Source organism: Psychrobacter alimentarius (assembly GCF_001606025.1).
Classification (GTDB): Bacteria; Pseudomonadota; Gammaproteobacteria; order Pseudomonadales; family Moraxellaceae; genus Psychrobacter; species Psychrobacter alimentarius.
The window spans coordinates 448,576-462,275 of record NZ_CP014945.1 but is presented as its reverse complement, the minus strand read 5'-3'; the positions used below and the strand labels follow the sequence as shown (position 1 = coordinate 462,275).

The window sequence follows — 13,700 nt, the reverse complement described above, 5'->3', positions numbered from 1 at the left end:
GCTGTCAACGCAGAGGCTACGCAAAGTTCATCCCAGCAGCACTGTATTCTTTAAACGAAATCAAATGCTCTTTAACTAAAATGTTAAAACTATATTTTAATGATTGAGAATCTTCGATAAGAACATCTGCGCACGCTCACTTTTTGCACCTTCAAAGAACTCATCTTTACTACAGTTTTCGACGATATTGCCCTCATCCATAAAGATGATTCGGTTGGCTACCTGACTGGCAAAACCCATCTCGTGCGTCACACACATCATGGTCATGCCATCACGAGTCAGCTCCACCATGACATCAAGTACTTCCTGAATCATCTCAGGGTCAAGCGCCGACGTTGGTTCGTCAAACAGCATTGCCACCGGATCCATCGCAAGCGCACGAGCGATTGCCACACGTTGCTGCTGGCCACCAGACAGCTCGGCTGGATATTTGGCGGCTTGTACCGTCAGACCAACGCGATCTAGATACGCCATTGCTTTTTGCTTGGCTTCAGACTCTTTGCGTCCCAACACCTTGATCTGCGCCACTGTCAAATTATCGATAATGGTCAGATGCGGAAACAACTCAAAGTGCTGAAACACCATCCCAACGCGGCTACGCAATTGAGGCAAATTGGTTTTTGGGTCACCGACAGAGATGCCATTGACCATGATTTTACCTTTTTGAAAAGGTTCCAATCCGTTGGCTGTCTTAATCAGAGTGGATTTACCACTACCCGATGGGCCGCAAACAACCACCACATCGCCCTTATGAACGTGGGCGGTACAGTCTTTTAGTACTTGGAAATCGCCATACCATTTGCTGACTTCACTCATTTGAATGACTATCTCGTCACTCGCATGACCATTATTGGTGACCAGTCCACCAAAAGCGTTTGTATACGTATCAGCATTACTCATCACTGGCTCCTAACCACATTATTTTTGATAATTGTTATTGATAGTCGCTACTCAATAAAAGTGTTAACACGAAAAAACTGGTACAAAAACGGTGCTAGAACCTTAACCGTTTTTGTAGCTGCTGTACGCCAATAGACGCACTCAAACTGATGATGAAGTAAATCGCACCAGCGCCTAAGATATAAGGCGTGAGTAGTCCCATTAGCTCACCGCGGACATAGGCTGCGCGGAAAAAGTCCGTCAGGCCAATGGCAAATACCAGTGTCGTGTCTTGGAATAAAATAATACACTGCTGCAAAATCAATGGCAGCATTTTTCGAAACGCTTGTGGCAAAATTACCAAACGCATGGTCTGCCCATAGGTCATGCCAAGCGCTTTGGCAGCGTTGACCTGCCCGCTACCAATCGATTGAATACCCGCTCGTACCACTTCTGAGAAGTAAGCAGCTTCAAACATCATAAAGGCCACCACACAAGACGCAAAAGCAGCATCAAGTTGCAGATATTTGCCAGCTATCCAAAAATAAATCATCGGTACGGCAAAATAAAACCAGAGCAACACCAGCAGCAGCGGCACTGAACGGAAATAGTTGACGTACAATTTTGCAGGTATCTCAAGGGCTTTGATACCAGACAAACGCATCAATGCCAGTATTGTTCCTAAACTGATACCACCAATAATGGCCAACACCAGCACTTTCAAGGTGGTCATCATGCCGCCCATCAGGCCGGGATAAGCGGTTGCCAATTCGGTCATCATATTCATTTGCGACCTCCTGCAATCAGTCCAGGTACGCGCAGTTTACGTTCAATGAAACCCATAATTGCAATCAAAGACAGATTGAATACCAAATAGATAATTGTCGCGTACGTATAGATCTCAATACTATTTTGAGTATATTCACTGATGGTTTTGGTTTGACTGATCAGCTCCATGACCCCAACCAGCGACGCAACGGACGCGTTTTTAAAGCAGTTGGTCAACTCAGAGCTAAGCGGCGGCAAAATAATACGAAAGGCTTGCGGTAATAACACTTCTTTATAAACTTGTGAGACATTAAAGCCAAGTGCATAAGCGGCATTGACCTGTCCTTTCGGCAATGATTCGATACCAGTACGCACCTGTTCGACAATACGAGCAGCAGTAAATAAACCAAGACCAATACTCGCCGACAACATAGCGGATGTATTTGGCGATAAGTCTTTATACCACCAATCTTGAATCGCAGGTGTCAGCCATCCAGGGGCAATATAAAACCAAAAAAACAGTTGAACAAGCAAGGGAATATTACGAAAAAATGTCACATAAGCCGTACCGATTGCACGAGCTGTCTTGTTGGGTAAGGTGCGCATGATGCCAAAGATGGTACCCACAACCATGGCGATAGCCCATGCGATACTGCCAATCAACAACAACCAGCCAAGACCGGTAATTATCCAGTGGATATACAGCTCATTACCGATGCCAGTTTGCTCAAAGAGCACACCCCAGTTCCAGCTATAATTCATGATTGTCTCTCCGAGCAACGATTAAAAAGCTCACGTATCAGCTTGACGATGATGTCAGGCAAATACGTAAGCAACGCTATAGTGAAAGACAAAAATTATTGCGCGGTCGCAGCTTTTGGCTGAGCACCGTCATGAGGATTGGCAATCAAAGCTTTTAAGTTGTCTGACATCTCAAAGTTTAGATTGACGTTTTTTGGTGGGACTGGGTTTAAGAACCACTTATCATAGATACTATTGATCTCGCCTGAGCTAAAGACATTGTTCAGCGCTTCATCGACCACTGCTTTAAATTCAGGATCATCTTTACGCATCATACAACCATAGATCTCAAATGATTGCGGCTCACCCACGATAACCCACTGATCTGGATTTTTTGCTTTGGCTTTTTCGCCAGCCAATAGCACATCATCCATCATAAAGGCATCGGCACGGCCATTTTCTAGCATTAAGAATGCTTCGCCATGATCTTTTGCTGAGATGATATTCATATCCATTTTGTTATCATCATTGTACTGACGGATATAACGCTCTGATGTTGTACCGGCTGTGGTGACCAAAGTTTTGCCTTTTAGATCAGCAAAATCTTTAATGCCTGAATCTTTACTGGTCAGTAGACGCGTACCAATTTCGAAGAAACCATTCGAGAATGCCACCTGTTTTTGGCGCTCTTCATTGTTGGTGGTAGAACCACACTCAAAATCTACCGTGCCATTTTGTACCAATGGAATACGGGTTTGTGATGTGATTAGGTTATAGCGGATTTTTAGATCTGGCATATCAAGCTTTTGCTTAACGGCTTCGACCACTTTCATTTCTAAGTCATGCGCGTAGCCGATAGGTTGATTAGGATCATCAGCAATATAAGAAAAAGGAATAGAAGAGTCACGGTGACCAACAACGATAGTGCCTGAATCTTTGATTTTTTGGAGCGTACCGTTGGTGTTTTCTGCAGGTTCTGTTGTTGTGGCGTCATCAGCTGGCGCTGTCTCAGTAGCAGTCTGATTGCTGTTATTACAACCCACTAGGCCTAGTGCCATAAAGGCAGCCAACGTCAACGGTTTGGAGAATAAATAGCTCATGAAACACATCCTTTTATCACATTACACAATATTGAATGAGTGCTTTGACGACACAGGTCGTAGACATCGACCCTATTGCCACGCATCCCTGTGGTTGTTGCTAGTATTTATCACAATGCAACTTAATGTTACTGTACAACAAATTCACAGGTGTAGGGAAGTTTTTTTTATTGAGACTATTATTTTGTGGCTCTTGCGCTATTTATCTGCCTATCCCAAAATAAAGTGTGTCTGATAGCCTCTTATATCCTCTGTTATTTATAAGAAAATGCGCTTATTTGTGCTGTGTAAATCACTTAAAACAGTAACTCAATCTAAAAAAGCCAATTGATAAATCAGGATGAATCCCCATAAAGCTAACAACTTCCTAATACTATAATTGACCTATGACACAAGATACTCAAGTCCCTAACACAGATAGCCAAGCCACTGGCCACCATAGCGACAATGACGTACGTCAGCGCTTTTTTATCGAGGACTCGCCAGTGCGCGGTGATGTGGTGCGCCTATCACGAAGCTACGCGAGCACCATCTCTCAAAAGCCTTATCCTGAAGCCATCAAACGCTTATTAGGCGAGATGTTGACGGCAGCAAGTTTGCTTATCAGTACGGTTAAAATAAACGGCCGCTTGTCGATTCAGCTGCAATCATCAGACAGCGACAGCTTGCTCAATTGGGCGATGGCAGAATGCGATCAAGATGGCATCATTCGCGCGCTTGCCAGCTGGAAGGGCGAGACGGACGAGCAAGGGCAGGCATGGGAAAACATGACTCATGCCAAAGAAGCATTTGCAGAGCTTGGTGCTCCCGGTCAGGGCGTATTGTTTATCAATATCCAACCTGAAGGTGGCGAGCCATACCAAGGTATCGTTGAGCGCAGTCATGACAATTTGGCAGATTGCTTGGCACATTATCAGAAGCAGTCGGCGCAGATTCCAACGCTGATTAACTTAGCTTCTGACGGCTTACAAGCGGGCGGCATATTGGTACAGATGTTACCTCGTACGGCAGAAGAAACGTATGAAGTTGAGCAAAACGAAGATGCTGGTATCGATGATGATTTGTGGATACGTCTGAGTGTGTTGACACGAACGCTGAAAGCAGAAGAGCTGACCACGCTTGATGCCAACGAAATTTTGTATCGCTTGTACCACGAGGAAAGCGTTGTCGCTCCGGACCCTGTACCGTTATCCTTTGGTTGTACTTGCTCACGCGAAAAATGCGAAATGGCAATTGAGCAAATCGGCGAAGCGGAAGCGCTTGAGATCGTTGAAGAGCAAGGCGGTACGTTTGAGATGGACTGCGGATTCTGCGGTGAAGTCTATAAGTTTGATAAAGACGATGTGGCAGCGATATTTGCTGAGTAGTTTTTCATCACTATACATCAGTCTTTGTAAAAGAACCCTCAAGTGTAATGCTTGAGGGTTTTTGCTTTTGCAATTTTAAAAGGTGTATTACTGCTTTGACGTCAAACCATCTTCAGTCTTGATGCCATTTTTTCATATAATCAATCGCCATTGCATTGATTGCTTGCCAGTCTGAGAGGTTCTTTGCGTCAAAATGAATCAGGACATTATTATTGTAAACAGGGTGCAGATATTCCATTTGGCAGAGACTGTTCTGGTCTTCGTTTTCCGCTATCCAACATTGAAAAGTAGTGGGTGAATTTGGATAAACATATCCTATATAAGACAGACTAGAATCATAACTACTGCCTACATAGGCTTCTAGATTGAATTTATCCTGAGTACTGTCTCTACGATTCGACTCTTTTACAGTTTGAACTCTCATAGACATATCATTGCCTATAATCCCTGAATCTATCGCTGTCCAGTTAAATTTTATAATGTCGTCGTCATATTTCAAAACGTTTGGATCTTTATCATTATTATTAAGGCCCCGACCACTCGGCCAAAAGAAATAACCAAGTCCTGTATCTGTCTCAAAACTTGCGTAACTACCCGTATCTGGCTTGACAATATGATTTAACGGAATAACGTAGTTGTCGCCCTCTACATCTACTTTAATTTGAGCACTAGGGTCGTGTACATTTGGCTTTGCACAGCTAGTCAGTAAGAACAAACTTACCAAACACAGTGATATTTTTTTCATTATAAGTTTCTTAGATATAATAAGATTCGTCTTTTACAACGCGAGCGCCAAACTTTTTGGATAAGAGTATATTCGCGGTCTGTCCGCATAATCACTGTGACCATTGTCCAAGAGCCACTCCACTACTTGCTCACGAACCCGTCTACTGTTAATTAAGTTCATGTGACTCACGCCATAAAATACCGCTTTGTGTCCATCTGGCACAAACAACGCATGCTCGACATCATCTTCCCCAAGCGCTGATGCCACTGAGACCAAACCATCACCCAATAAGCTCGTCATCTTAGAATCATAATGCGTTTCAATCAAAGCACTGGCAGCAAAATAGGTTTTGATACCACTTGGCAAGCGTGCAGGATGGCGAAAATCTTGTGGCAGTACGCTACGACCTTCTAGTGCATTCCAGTCAGCATCTCGAATACTGCCATGACGCAGATCAATAATGCCCGCACTACGCATATCTCCAAGCTTGGCAAGTGACCCTGCAAACGGCAGCTTGGCAATGATGTCTTGCACATGATTGCCAATACGTTCAAGCACAGCACCATGATGCGGTGAGCCTAGCGTGATCAGATTACCGACGCGCATGATCCAATCTAAATGCTCTTGCTCGGCATAAAACAGCGCACTGCGCGAAACCAAACCGCCCATGCTATGACCAACCAAATCTATCTGACTGATATTGGGATTGTCATCGACCAAGTTTTGTAATAATTGCGAAAACTGACGACCGCTACGCGAGATACGCCGCCCTGTATTATAATCAAGGTATAAGACCGTCGTTTCTGGTTGACTCTTAGCGATGGCATCACCCAAGCCAATATGGTCGTCTTGTGATTGCCAGCTCAAATGACTCATACACAAGCCATGACATAAAATAGTGACACGACCTGATAGAGTATTGCTTTGCAGCTTACCCTCTCTATCGTATAGCTTCATAGGTACAGCAAGGACATTTTTATGCGTCACAAGATGGTCGCCCATGACACCATTGAGCACATGTACCAATTTTTTTAAGGCATCAGGCAGTGGCTGTGCCGTTTTTTGGCGTACGTTATTTTTGTATAAGCGCAGCACTGAGGCCAGATTATTGCCCACCAATAGTACAATATGGCGTATCGTACCGTATATACGTCCAGTGATACCGCGCTGCCAGCTATTGAGATATTTTTCATTAAAAAGGCCCAAAGGGCGTAAAATGACTTCACGGTGGATGGCTTCCACAATATCAGTAATCTCAACCACACCCATCGTCGCAAGCTGTGCTAAGCCTTCAAAAAAATCAGCCAACGTAACATATTGGGTGGTTGTCTCATCACCTTCATCTGCCAGTAACTTAAGCAGCTCATCGACATCAATGGCTTCTAACTGGTCGATTTGCTCGTACAAATCGCTGTGTAAAGGCACGCTGGTATCTGGATTTGAATGGGTTTCAAACGCCTGACTTGCATCCGTATACGCATCGATATCGAGGTTGGCATCGCTGTTACTACTATTTCGATTAGTACGGTTATCATAGAATAAATCTGGACTGCTCGTAGCATTCATGACGTTGGCACATTCAATAAAGAGAATAGTTGCCTATACTATCCTTTAAACGCATGAAATAAAAGCGAATGATTTGATCGGTAAGTGGTTTATTATCAAAGGGATAATCACAAAAAACAAAAAATCCCAGGCCTTAACTTGGGATTTTTGGTGGTTTGAGCAAAGACTACTCTTTTCGTTCGCCACTTATTTATAAGCGCTTAGATTTTTAATCGCTTAGATATTTAAGCCACATTTTCTGCTGTATCAAAGGACTCTGCCAAGATAACATCTCCATCATCACGAGTAATCATTACCGTGGCTGAGCGCGGAATCGTACCACCTGTGATGGCTCCCCAACTATTACCTGGATGCTGGATATTGATAAAGAGGGTTTTGAAGTCTGGCGTCATGGTAATACCTGTCACTTCGCAGCCTTCGGGACCGACAAAGAAACGTTTGATATTATCATTACTAGCAGGCATTCCAACTCGTGTTTGTTGTCCTGCCGACGTCGTTATGGCGGTTCCATCACTGACTTTACCAGGCAACGCTGCCAGCAACATACAGCTGGTGGTATCGGTGTAAGCGCCATCATCTGTCTGAATCCACAACACACCGCGTGGATCGAAGTACAAACCATCGGGAGATGACAAATCATTGCTATCATTTAACTGTGACAAATTTTCTGCAGCCAGATCATAAGGTGTGGCAAACAGATAAATATCCCACTCAAAACTCATCGCTGTATGATCGCCGCCTGCTTCTGCCCAGCGAATGATGTGACCATTTTCATTACCCCTGAGTTTACCATCAACGTTATAGCTGCGTGGATTAGAAGCAGAAAGTGGTTGGTCATCTTTGACGCCGCGATTGGTGTTATTGGTCAAGGTCACATATACCTCGCCTGTCATCGGACTGACTGACACCCATTCAGGTCGATCCATCTTAGTGGCACCAACCACATCAGCTGCTGCGCGGGCAAAAATCAATACCTCATCTTGTCCACTAAAAGGCAGCTCACTATTAGACGTATCTAAGCCATTTTGACCATGAATCAAGGCTTTCCATTCACCACTACCATCTTCATTGAAAATAGCCACATATAGTGTGCCGTCATTCAGATATTTATCGCCTGCTTTTAAGCCGCCACCAATGTCATTGTTCGACCACACAGCTTTTGAGACAAACTTATAGATATATTCGCCTCGGGCATCATCACCCATATAAAAAACGACGGGCTTGCCTTGTTCCACGGGCGCATAGGCACAGTTTTCATGAGCAAAACGTCCCATCGCTGTGCGCTTTTGTGGCATAGATTTTGGGTCAAAAGGATCAATCTCTGTGATATAGCCAAAAGTATTAAAGCCATTACGGTGATCTTCAGTGGCATTTGTACCAACTGCCGTCATATCCCAGCGTGAAAACTCATCTGGTATGATGGCGTCTTTTGCGTCAGGGGTATGCCATAAATATCTAGAGCCTGGAGAGTTTTCTGATGCCCCATAACGCTCACGACCATAGTTGTGTCCAGCGCTTAATTGACTGGCATCTTGCCCACGTGCGAACACACCTAAGAAGTTTTCTTCTGTGGTGAGGTATGTGCCCCAAGGTGACAACCCTGCGCCGCAATTATTGTTGATACCGCGAGTTTGATACCCTGTTGGATCGAACTTGGTCTTTACCAAATCAGATCCAGCCACGGGGCCAGCCAACTGCGAAGTCGTACTGCTGGTAATACGGCGATTGTATTTTGACGTTGGTACCATCTCATAGCCTTTGCCGTCTGCACGGCGAATCATCTCAACCACTGCTACTCCGTGACAGTTGACCTCTCGGCGGATATCACTGGCAAGACGACGGCTTTGAAATAAAGGCGCGGCATCTTTATCTTGAGTGACGTAATAACCAAATGGGCTCAACTCTTCACTGTTCACATATTCATGATTCATTACCAGCAGACCACTTTCTGCGGCCTTGGCATCATATGCGTTGCCTTTTTTGCCAAAAAACCACATACCATCATGATTGTCGCCCATGCGCCATTCAAAGGACTCAGCTGATTGCTCACGATTGTCTTTCCAATCCTCAATCCCAGGCATCAGTGGTGTGCCAAGTGGCAATATGATTTCTGCTTTATAACCGTCTGCTACCGTCATTGTCTCGGCAGTTGAGTGAGCTACTGCTTTGAACTTTAACGTTTCAGGGCGTTTTAAGTCACCTTGAGCAGGAATGGCTGCATCATTGCCATTTTCTACAATAGGACGGCTGTTATCGTCATCATCGCTACAACCCACCAAAGGTAGCGCCCCAAAAAATGCGGCTGCAGTCAATCCTGTACCGCCTTTTAAAATACTACGGCGATTCAGACGACGATTGATAATGGTCTGAAAATCAGTGTTATTGGTAGGATTTGAATCTTCAACGATTTCGTGCGCGAGTTCTAGCTCTTTATTTAACAATGTCATTATCAGTCACCTTGCAGTTGGCTGGATTGGCGTAAAAAGATAAATGCGGCTAAAATTTTTGACCGCTAAAGTACGAATTACGTCCAAGTTTACTGCTGGTTTGTGACAGTACGTTGAAATTTTATGATGATTCTATCGAAATATGCTAGATGGCTAAAATTTTGACATAAAAAAATCCTCAAGTAATCACTTGGGACTTTTATATAGTCGATTGACTTTAAAATCGAAACAGTGCAACTGGTATAAATTTTCCTTGCTTGGTGCTAACACAGAGGCTACGAAAAATTCATACCAGTCGCACGTAACCTCAACGTATCGATTGTATGTCGAACTGACTATAGGATGTATTTATACCAAAAAGATAACGCAGTTCTGATACAACCAACTTAGCGAACATTTACCTGCCATTCGTGCGCCCCAAGCGTTAATTTTAATTTATCATTCGCTTGTAAAATACCAACGCCGCTTGGCGTTCCAGTCATAATCACATCCCCTGCCTGCAAGCTAAAAGCGTGGCTAATCTCTGCCAGTAGCTCATAAACTGAAAACAGCATCATCGCACTATCGCCATCTTGCGCCAGCTTGTCATTGATAGTGAGTTGGTAATTTACTTGACTAAAATCACCAAAAGATTCTGGCTTGAGCCAATCAGCAAGCACGCACGCCCCATCAAAACACTTAGCACGCTCCCACGGATGACCTTTTTCTTTTAGCTTACTTTGCAGGTCACGTAAGGTTAAATCAAGCCCTAACGTCACTCCACCAATCGCTTGCTTTGCTTGCTCAGCAGTTGCAGCAGACAAATCCGCTGACAGTTGAATACAAAGCTCCGCTTCATAATGCGTGTCACCATATATCTCAGGATTGGGGCGAACAATATCATGACGTACACTGACGACTGAAGAGGCAGGTTTCATAAAAAATATAGGCGATTTTGGGACTTCATTACCAAGTTCGCGAGCATGCTCGGCATAGTTGCGACCAACGCAGACTACTTTGCCAATAGAGGCACGTACGTTGTCATTGACATTGGTAGTGCTCGTATCAGCATTGACGTTATCAGTAATGGCATCGACTAAAGACATATGTGGTGATTGACTCATATTAGGCGCTCACAGCAGATTATAGATAAGTGGGTCATACATACTGCACTATCTGTCACTATTTTTCTAGAGCTTGTCTTCATTTTAAAGATAGTCCTAAAAACAAAATAAGTGGCCATCCAACGAAAAAATAGCGGGTTAATATATGAATATTAACCCGCTATTTCGTGTGTTTTTTAATACTATTTTGAGCCAAACCACTAAGGTATGGTATTGGTAATTACATCTGGCGGTACATAGCTTGCATGGCGATTCATTCTTTTTTCAAACAATCTAAAACTAAATAATATGACCCACGACAATAGAAGATAAATCACGCCAGCCGCAAAGAACAACTCCATCAAGGTATAAGTACGCGCACTAATAGTACGAGCAACCCCTGTAATATCCATCAATGCAATGGTAGATGCCAGCGCGCTGCCCTTAAGCATAAAAACCACTTCGTTACTATAGGCAGGAATCACGATACCAAAGGCGCGAGGTAACGTGATGCGCGTAAGCTTCTGCCATTTTGACATACCAATAGCATCAGCAGCTTCTAGCTCACCAACAGGAATCGTCTGAATTGCACCGCGAATGATTTCGGCTAAGTACGCACTGGTATTCATGGTGAACGCAATAATGGCACACCAATACGCTTGGCTCAGCACAGGCTCCCATAAGAACGAATTACGTACGGCTTCAAACTGACCCAAACCATAGTAAATTAAAAATATCTGTACCAGTAGCGGTGTGCCACGGAAAAAGAAGATGTAAGAAAACGGTAGTATCTGTACCAACCAGTTTTTTGACAGACGCAGCTGTGCCAAAACCAAACCGAAAAACAGTCCAATCACGCCTGAAAGCACGACCAGCTGTACGGTCAAAACCGCGCCATTCAACAGCTCAGGAATATTATCGAAAATGACCTGCCAATTCCAATCCATAGTATTTCTCCTCTATCCTATGGTCGATTGACTGTGAGTTGATTGACGGCTTATTTTTTTGGCATAGCGTGCCGCTGGATTGGCGCGCCACTCAAGCCACATCATAAAACCGGTAATCAACATGGTCAAACCCAAATAAATAATCGCGGCTGCCATATAAAACGTAAATGGCTGCTGCGTTGACTGAGCGGCACGCGATGACTGATACATAATGTCTTTTAGACCCACGACCGATACCAATGCCGTATCTTTTAACAATACCAAAAACAAGTTACCCAAACCCGGTAAGGCAATCTGCCACACTTGCGGTAAAGTAATACGATAAAACGTTTGCAAAGGACGCATACCAATCGCTTGCGCCGCCTCACTCTGCCCTATCGGAATCTCTTGAATTGACATACGAAAAATTTCGGTCGCATAAGCACCAAAAGCAATAGACAACGCCATGACGCCGCCCCAGAATGCACTGATCTCGATATATTCGTTATAGCCGAATTTTTTAAGCAGTGTCATCAGCAGTATAGAGCCGCCATAATAGATAAACAGTACCAATAACAGCTCTGGAATACCGCGCATTGTCGCCGTATAGACAGTCGCAATCTTACGCAGCAGCCAAATATTTGACAGCTTAGCTGTGGCACCGAGTAGTCCCAAAACCATACCAATGACCAAACTGGTCACGGCAAGTTTGATGGTGACGGTAGCGCCGCTTAGTAATAGCGCGCCAAATCCTTGTAAATCAAACACAATTATCCACTCAGTCTCTTTATATTAGCAATTTGCAAAATATGAGTTAAAAGAATCAGCATCAATGGCTGAGCGCTGCTGACAGTCGTATTTTAAAACCCATCACATGGTGGTCTTATGCGTCATAAATTGACGTCAAATCAATACGATGACTGCTGCGAAAATTGACACGGTAGAAATGAGCGCTGATTTTATCATAATCACTACGCGCTATGTTAATACTCACGCGTAAAAGCTATGTCTAAATAGGTACTTATGCACCTAAAAGTGAGTTGAATCCGTCATATTCACAAAAATCAAGCCGTCATTACGGCAGAATCGAAGCGTTTTGATGACCCATAAAAAAAGATACTGCCTTTGAGACAATATCTTTTTTAAAACAGATATAGGTAGCAGCGTACTCATTGTCTTGGTACAAGACGGCTATTACCTATTCAGCAGGTTTTTCTGTCGCTGTATTTTCTGCTGCACTTGTTTTTGGAATCGCAAAATACTTTTGATGGATTTTATCATAGGTGCCATCAGCCTTGATATTGGCCAATGCCTGATTGAGCTTCGCTTGTAATGCATCGTTTGGACGTACAGCAATGGCAAAATTATCATTGATATCGATCTCTTCACCTTTGAGCGCATAAGCACTGCCTGATTTGGTGCCCAGCCACTCTAACGCTGGCAACTTATCAGAAACCATCGCATCGACCCGATTTGAGCCCAAATCCAAAAACGCATTACTTAGGGTATCATAAAGCTTCATTTCCGCTTTTGGGTACGCCTTTTCAAGCCATTGTGAAGAGATGGTTGAGCGCTGAGCAGCAATAGAGTGCGAATTGATGTCTTCACTCTTGCTAGGATCAAAACTACTGTCTTTTTTGGCCAAAAAAACCAGTGTGTTACTAAAATACGGTTCTGTAAAACTCACTTGTTGCGCGCGCTCAGGTGTCACTGACATGGCAGCCACAATCGCATCGTACTTACCCGCTTTTAGACCAGGAATGATACCGTCCCAATCTTGTGACGTGATATCACAAGTCATGTTCATATCAGCACATAACGCATTGGCAATATCGACATCAAAACCGCCAAGCGTGCCATCAGAATTGGTATAGTTAAAAGGTGCATACGCGCCTTCGGTAGCGATACGCAATACGTCGCCTGATGCTGCTTTATCCTGAGTCGCTGTATCAGTCGTATCATTTCGACCATTACCGCAACCTATCAAAGCGAATACCAACATCATTGTGGCTAACGACAAAGGTAAATGTCGTGCCTTTATACCTGTAGCAACGGCTGCTTTTTTGGTTACAGATTTTTTGGTCATAGAATAGTGGT

The 13,700-nt window shown here is 43.9% G+C and carries 12 protein-coding genes; 1 reads left to right on the top strand and 11 read right to left on the bottom strand.

The window, feature by feature from the left end; all coding sequences use genetic code 11:
- Positions 1–96 precede the first annotated feature (96 nt).
- The 4 genes from A3K91_RS01960 to A3K91_RS01945 form a co-directional block, all read right to left on the bottom strand.
- On the bottom strand, positions 97–816 hold the full coding sequence (locus tag A3K91_RS01960) for an amino acid ABC transporter ATP-binding protein (protein ID WP_062845812.1): 720 nt from the start codon (positions 814–816) through the stop codon (positions 97–99).
- Positions 817–994: 178 nt separating this feature from the next.
- Complete coding sequence (locus tag A3K91_RS01955) at positions 995–1,666, bottom strand: ABC transporter permease subunit (RefSeq protein WP_062843779.1); 672 nt, start codon at positions 1,664–1,666, stop codon at positions 995–997.
- Entirely contained in the window at positions 1,663–2,409 is a 747-nt protein-coding gene (locus tag A3K91_RS01950; RefSeq protein ID WP_062843778.1) for an amino acid ABC transporter permease, read from the bottom strand. Before A3K91_RS01950 ends, A3K91_RS01955 begins: the two co-directional genes overlap by 4 nt.
- A gap of 95 nt (positions 2,410–2,504) precedes the next feature.
- Complete coding sequence (locus A3K91_RS01945) at positions 2,505–3,488, bottom strand: glutamate/aspartate ABC transporter substrate-binding protein (protein ID WP_062843777.1); 984 nt, start codon at positions 3,486–3,488, stop codon at positions 2,505–2,507.
- A 386-nt stretch (positions 3,489–3,874) separates the two neighbouring features.
- On the opposite strand from A3K91_RS01945, the gene hslO reads away from it, so the two are divergent.
- Positions 3,875–4,855 carry an Hsp33 family molecular chaperone HslO gene (hslO, locus tag A3K91_RS01940; protein ID WP_062843776.1) on the top strand — a complete coding sequence of 327 codons (981 nt, stop codon included), beginning with the start codon at positions 3,875–3,877 and terminating at the stop codon, positions 4,853–4,855.
- Between the two features lie 112 nt (positions 4,856–4,967).
- On the opposite strand, the gene A3K91_RS01935 is transcribed toward hslO, so the two are convergent.
- From A3K91_RS01935 to A3K91_RS01905, 7 genes are all read right to left on the bottom strand, one after another.
- Positions 4,968–5,600, bottom strand: a complete 633-nt coding sequence (locus A3K91_RS01935) for a hypothetical protein (protein WP_062843775.1) — start codon at positions 5,598–5,600, stop codon at positions 4,968–4,970.
- A 33-nt stretch (positions 5,601–5,633) separates the two neighbouring features.
- Complete coding sequence (locus A3K91_RS01930) at positions 5,634–7,148, bottom strand: PGAP1-like alpha/beta domain-containing protein (RefSeq protein WP_062843774.1); 1,515 nt, start codon at positions 7,146–7,148, stop codon at positions 5,634–5,636.
- 224 nt (positions 7,149–7,372) lie between these two features.
- The gene (locus tag A3K91_RS01925) at positions 7,373–9,595 is read right to left on the bottom strand and encodes a PhoX family protein (protein ID WP_062843773.1); all 2,223 of its coding nucleotides are present in this window, start codon (positions 9,593–9,595) and stop codon (positions 7,373–7,375) included.
- A 386-nt stretch (positions 9,596–9,981) separates the two neighbouring features.
- The gene (locus tag A3K91_RS01920; protein ID WP_084387223.1) at positions 9,982–10,698 is read right to left on the bottom strand and encodes a fumarylacetoacetate hydrolase family protein; all 717 of its coding nucleotides are present in this window, start codon (positions 10,696–10,698) and stop codon (positions 9,982–9,984) included.
- Positions 10,699–10,898: 200 nt separating this feature from the next.
- Positions 10,899–11,624: an ABC transporter permease gene (locus A3K91_RS01915; RefSeq protein WP_062843772.1), complete on the bottom strand. Its 726-nt coding sequence runs from the start codon at positions 11,622–11,624 to the stop codon at positions 10,899–10,901.
- Between the two features lie 12 nt (positions 11,625–11,636).
- Positions 11,637–12,371, bottom strand: a complete 735-nt coding sequence (locus tag A3K91_RS01910; RefSeq protein WP_062843771.1) for an ABC transporter permease — start codon at positions 12,369–12,371, stop codon at positions 11,637–11,639.
- A 430-nt stretch (positions 12,372–12,801) separates the two neighbouring features.
- Entirely contained in the window at positions 12,802–13,608 is an 807-nt protein-coding gene (locus A3K91_RS01905; protein WP_167541804.1) for an ABC transporter substrate-binding protein, read from the bottom strand.
- Between the last annotated feature and the right edge of the window lie 92 nt (positions 13,609–13,700).

Coding starts and splice junctions, on each gene's coding strand:
- A3K91_RS01915 (WP_062843772.1), bottom strand. CDS start 11,624: ATGGATTGGAATTGGCAGGTCATTTTCGATAATATTCCTGAGCTGTTG.
- A3K91_RS01950 (WP_062843778.1), bottom strand. CDS start 2,409: ATGAATTATAGCTGGAACTGGGGTGTGCTCTTTGAGCAAACTGGCATC.
- A3K91_RS01945 (WP_062843777.1), bottom strand. CDS start 3,488: ATGAGCTATTTATTCTCCAAACCGTTGACGTTGGCTGCCTTTATGGCA.
- A3K91_RS01960 (WP_062845812.1), bottom strand. CDS start 816: ATGAGTGAAGTCAGCAAATGGTATGGCGATTTCCAAGTACTAAAAGAC.
- A3K91_RS01925 (WP_062843773.1), bottom strand. CDS start 9,595: ATGACATTGTTAAATAAAGAGCTAGAACTCGCGCACGAAATCGTTGAA.
- A3K91_RS01920 (WP_084387223.1), bottom strand. CDS start 10,698: ATGAGTCAATCACCACATATGTCTTTAGTCGATGCCATTACTGATAAC.
- A3K91_RS01905 (WP_167541804.1), bottom strand. CDS start 13,608: ATGATGTTGGTATTCGCTTTGATAGGTTGCGGTAATGGTCGAAATGAT.
- A3K91_RS01955 (WP_062843779.1), bottom strand. CDS start 1,666: ATGAATATGATGACCGAATTGGCAACCGCTTATCCCGGCCTGATGGGC.
- A3K91_RS01935 (WP_062843775.1), bottom strand. CDS start 5,600: ATGAAAAAAATATCACTGTGTTTGGTAAGTTTGTTCTTACTGACTAGC.
- A3K91_RS01930 (WP_062843774.1), bottom strand. CDS start 7,148: ATGAATGCTACGAGCAGTCCAGATTTATTCTATGATAACCGTACTAAT.
- hslO (WP_062843776.1), top strand. CDS start 3,875: ATGACACAAGATACTCAAGTCCCTAACACAGATAGCCAAGCCACTGGC.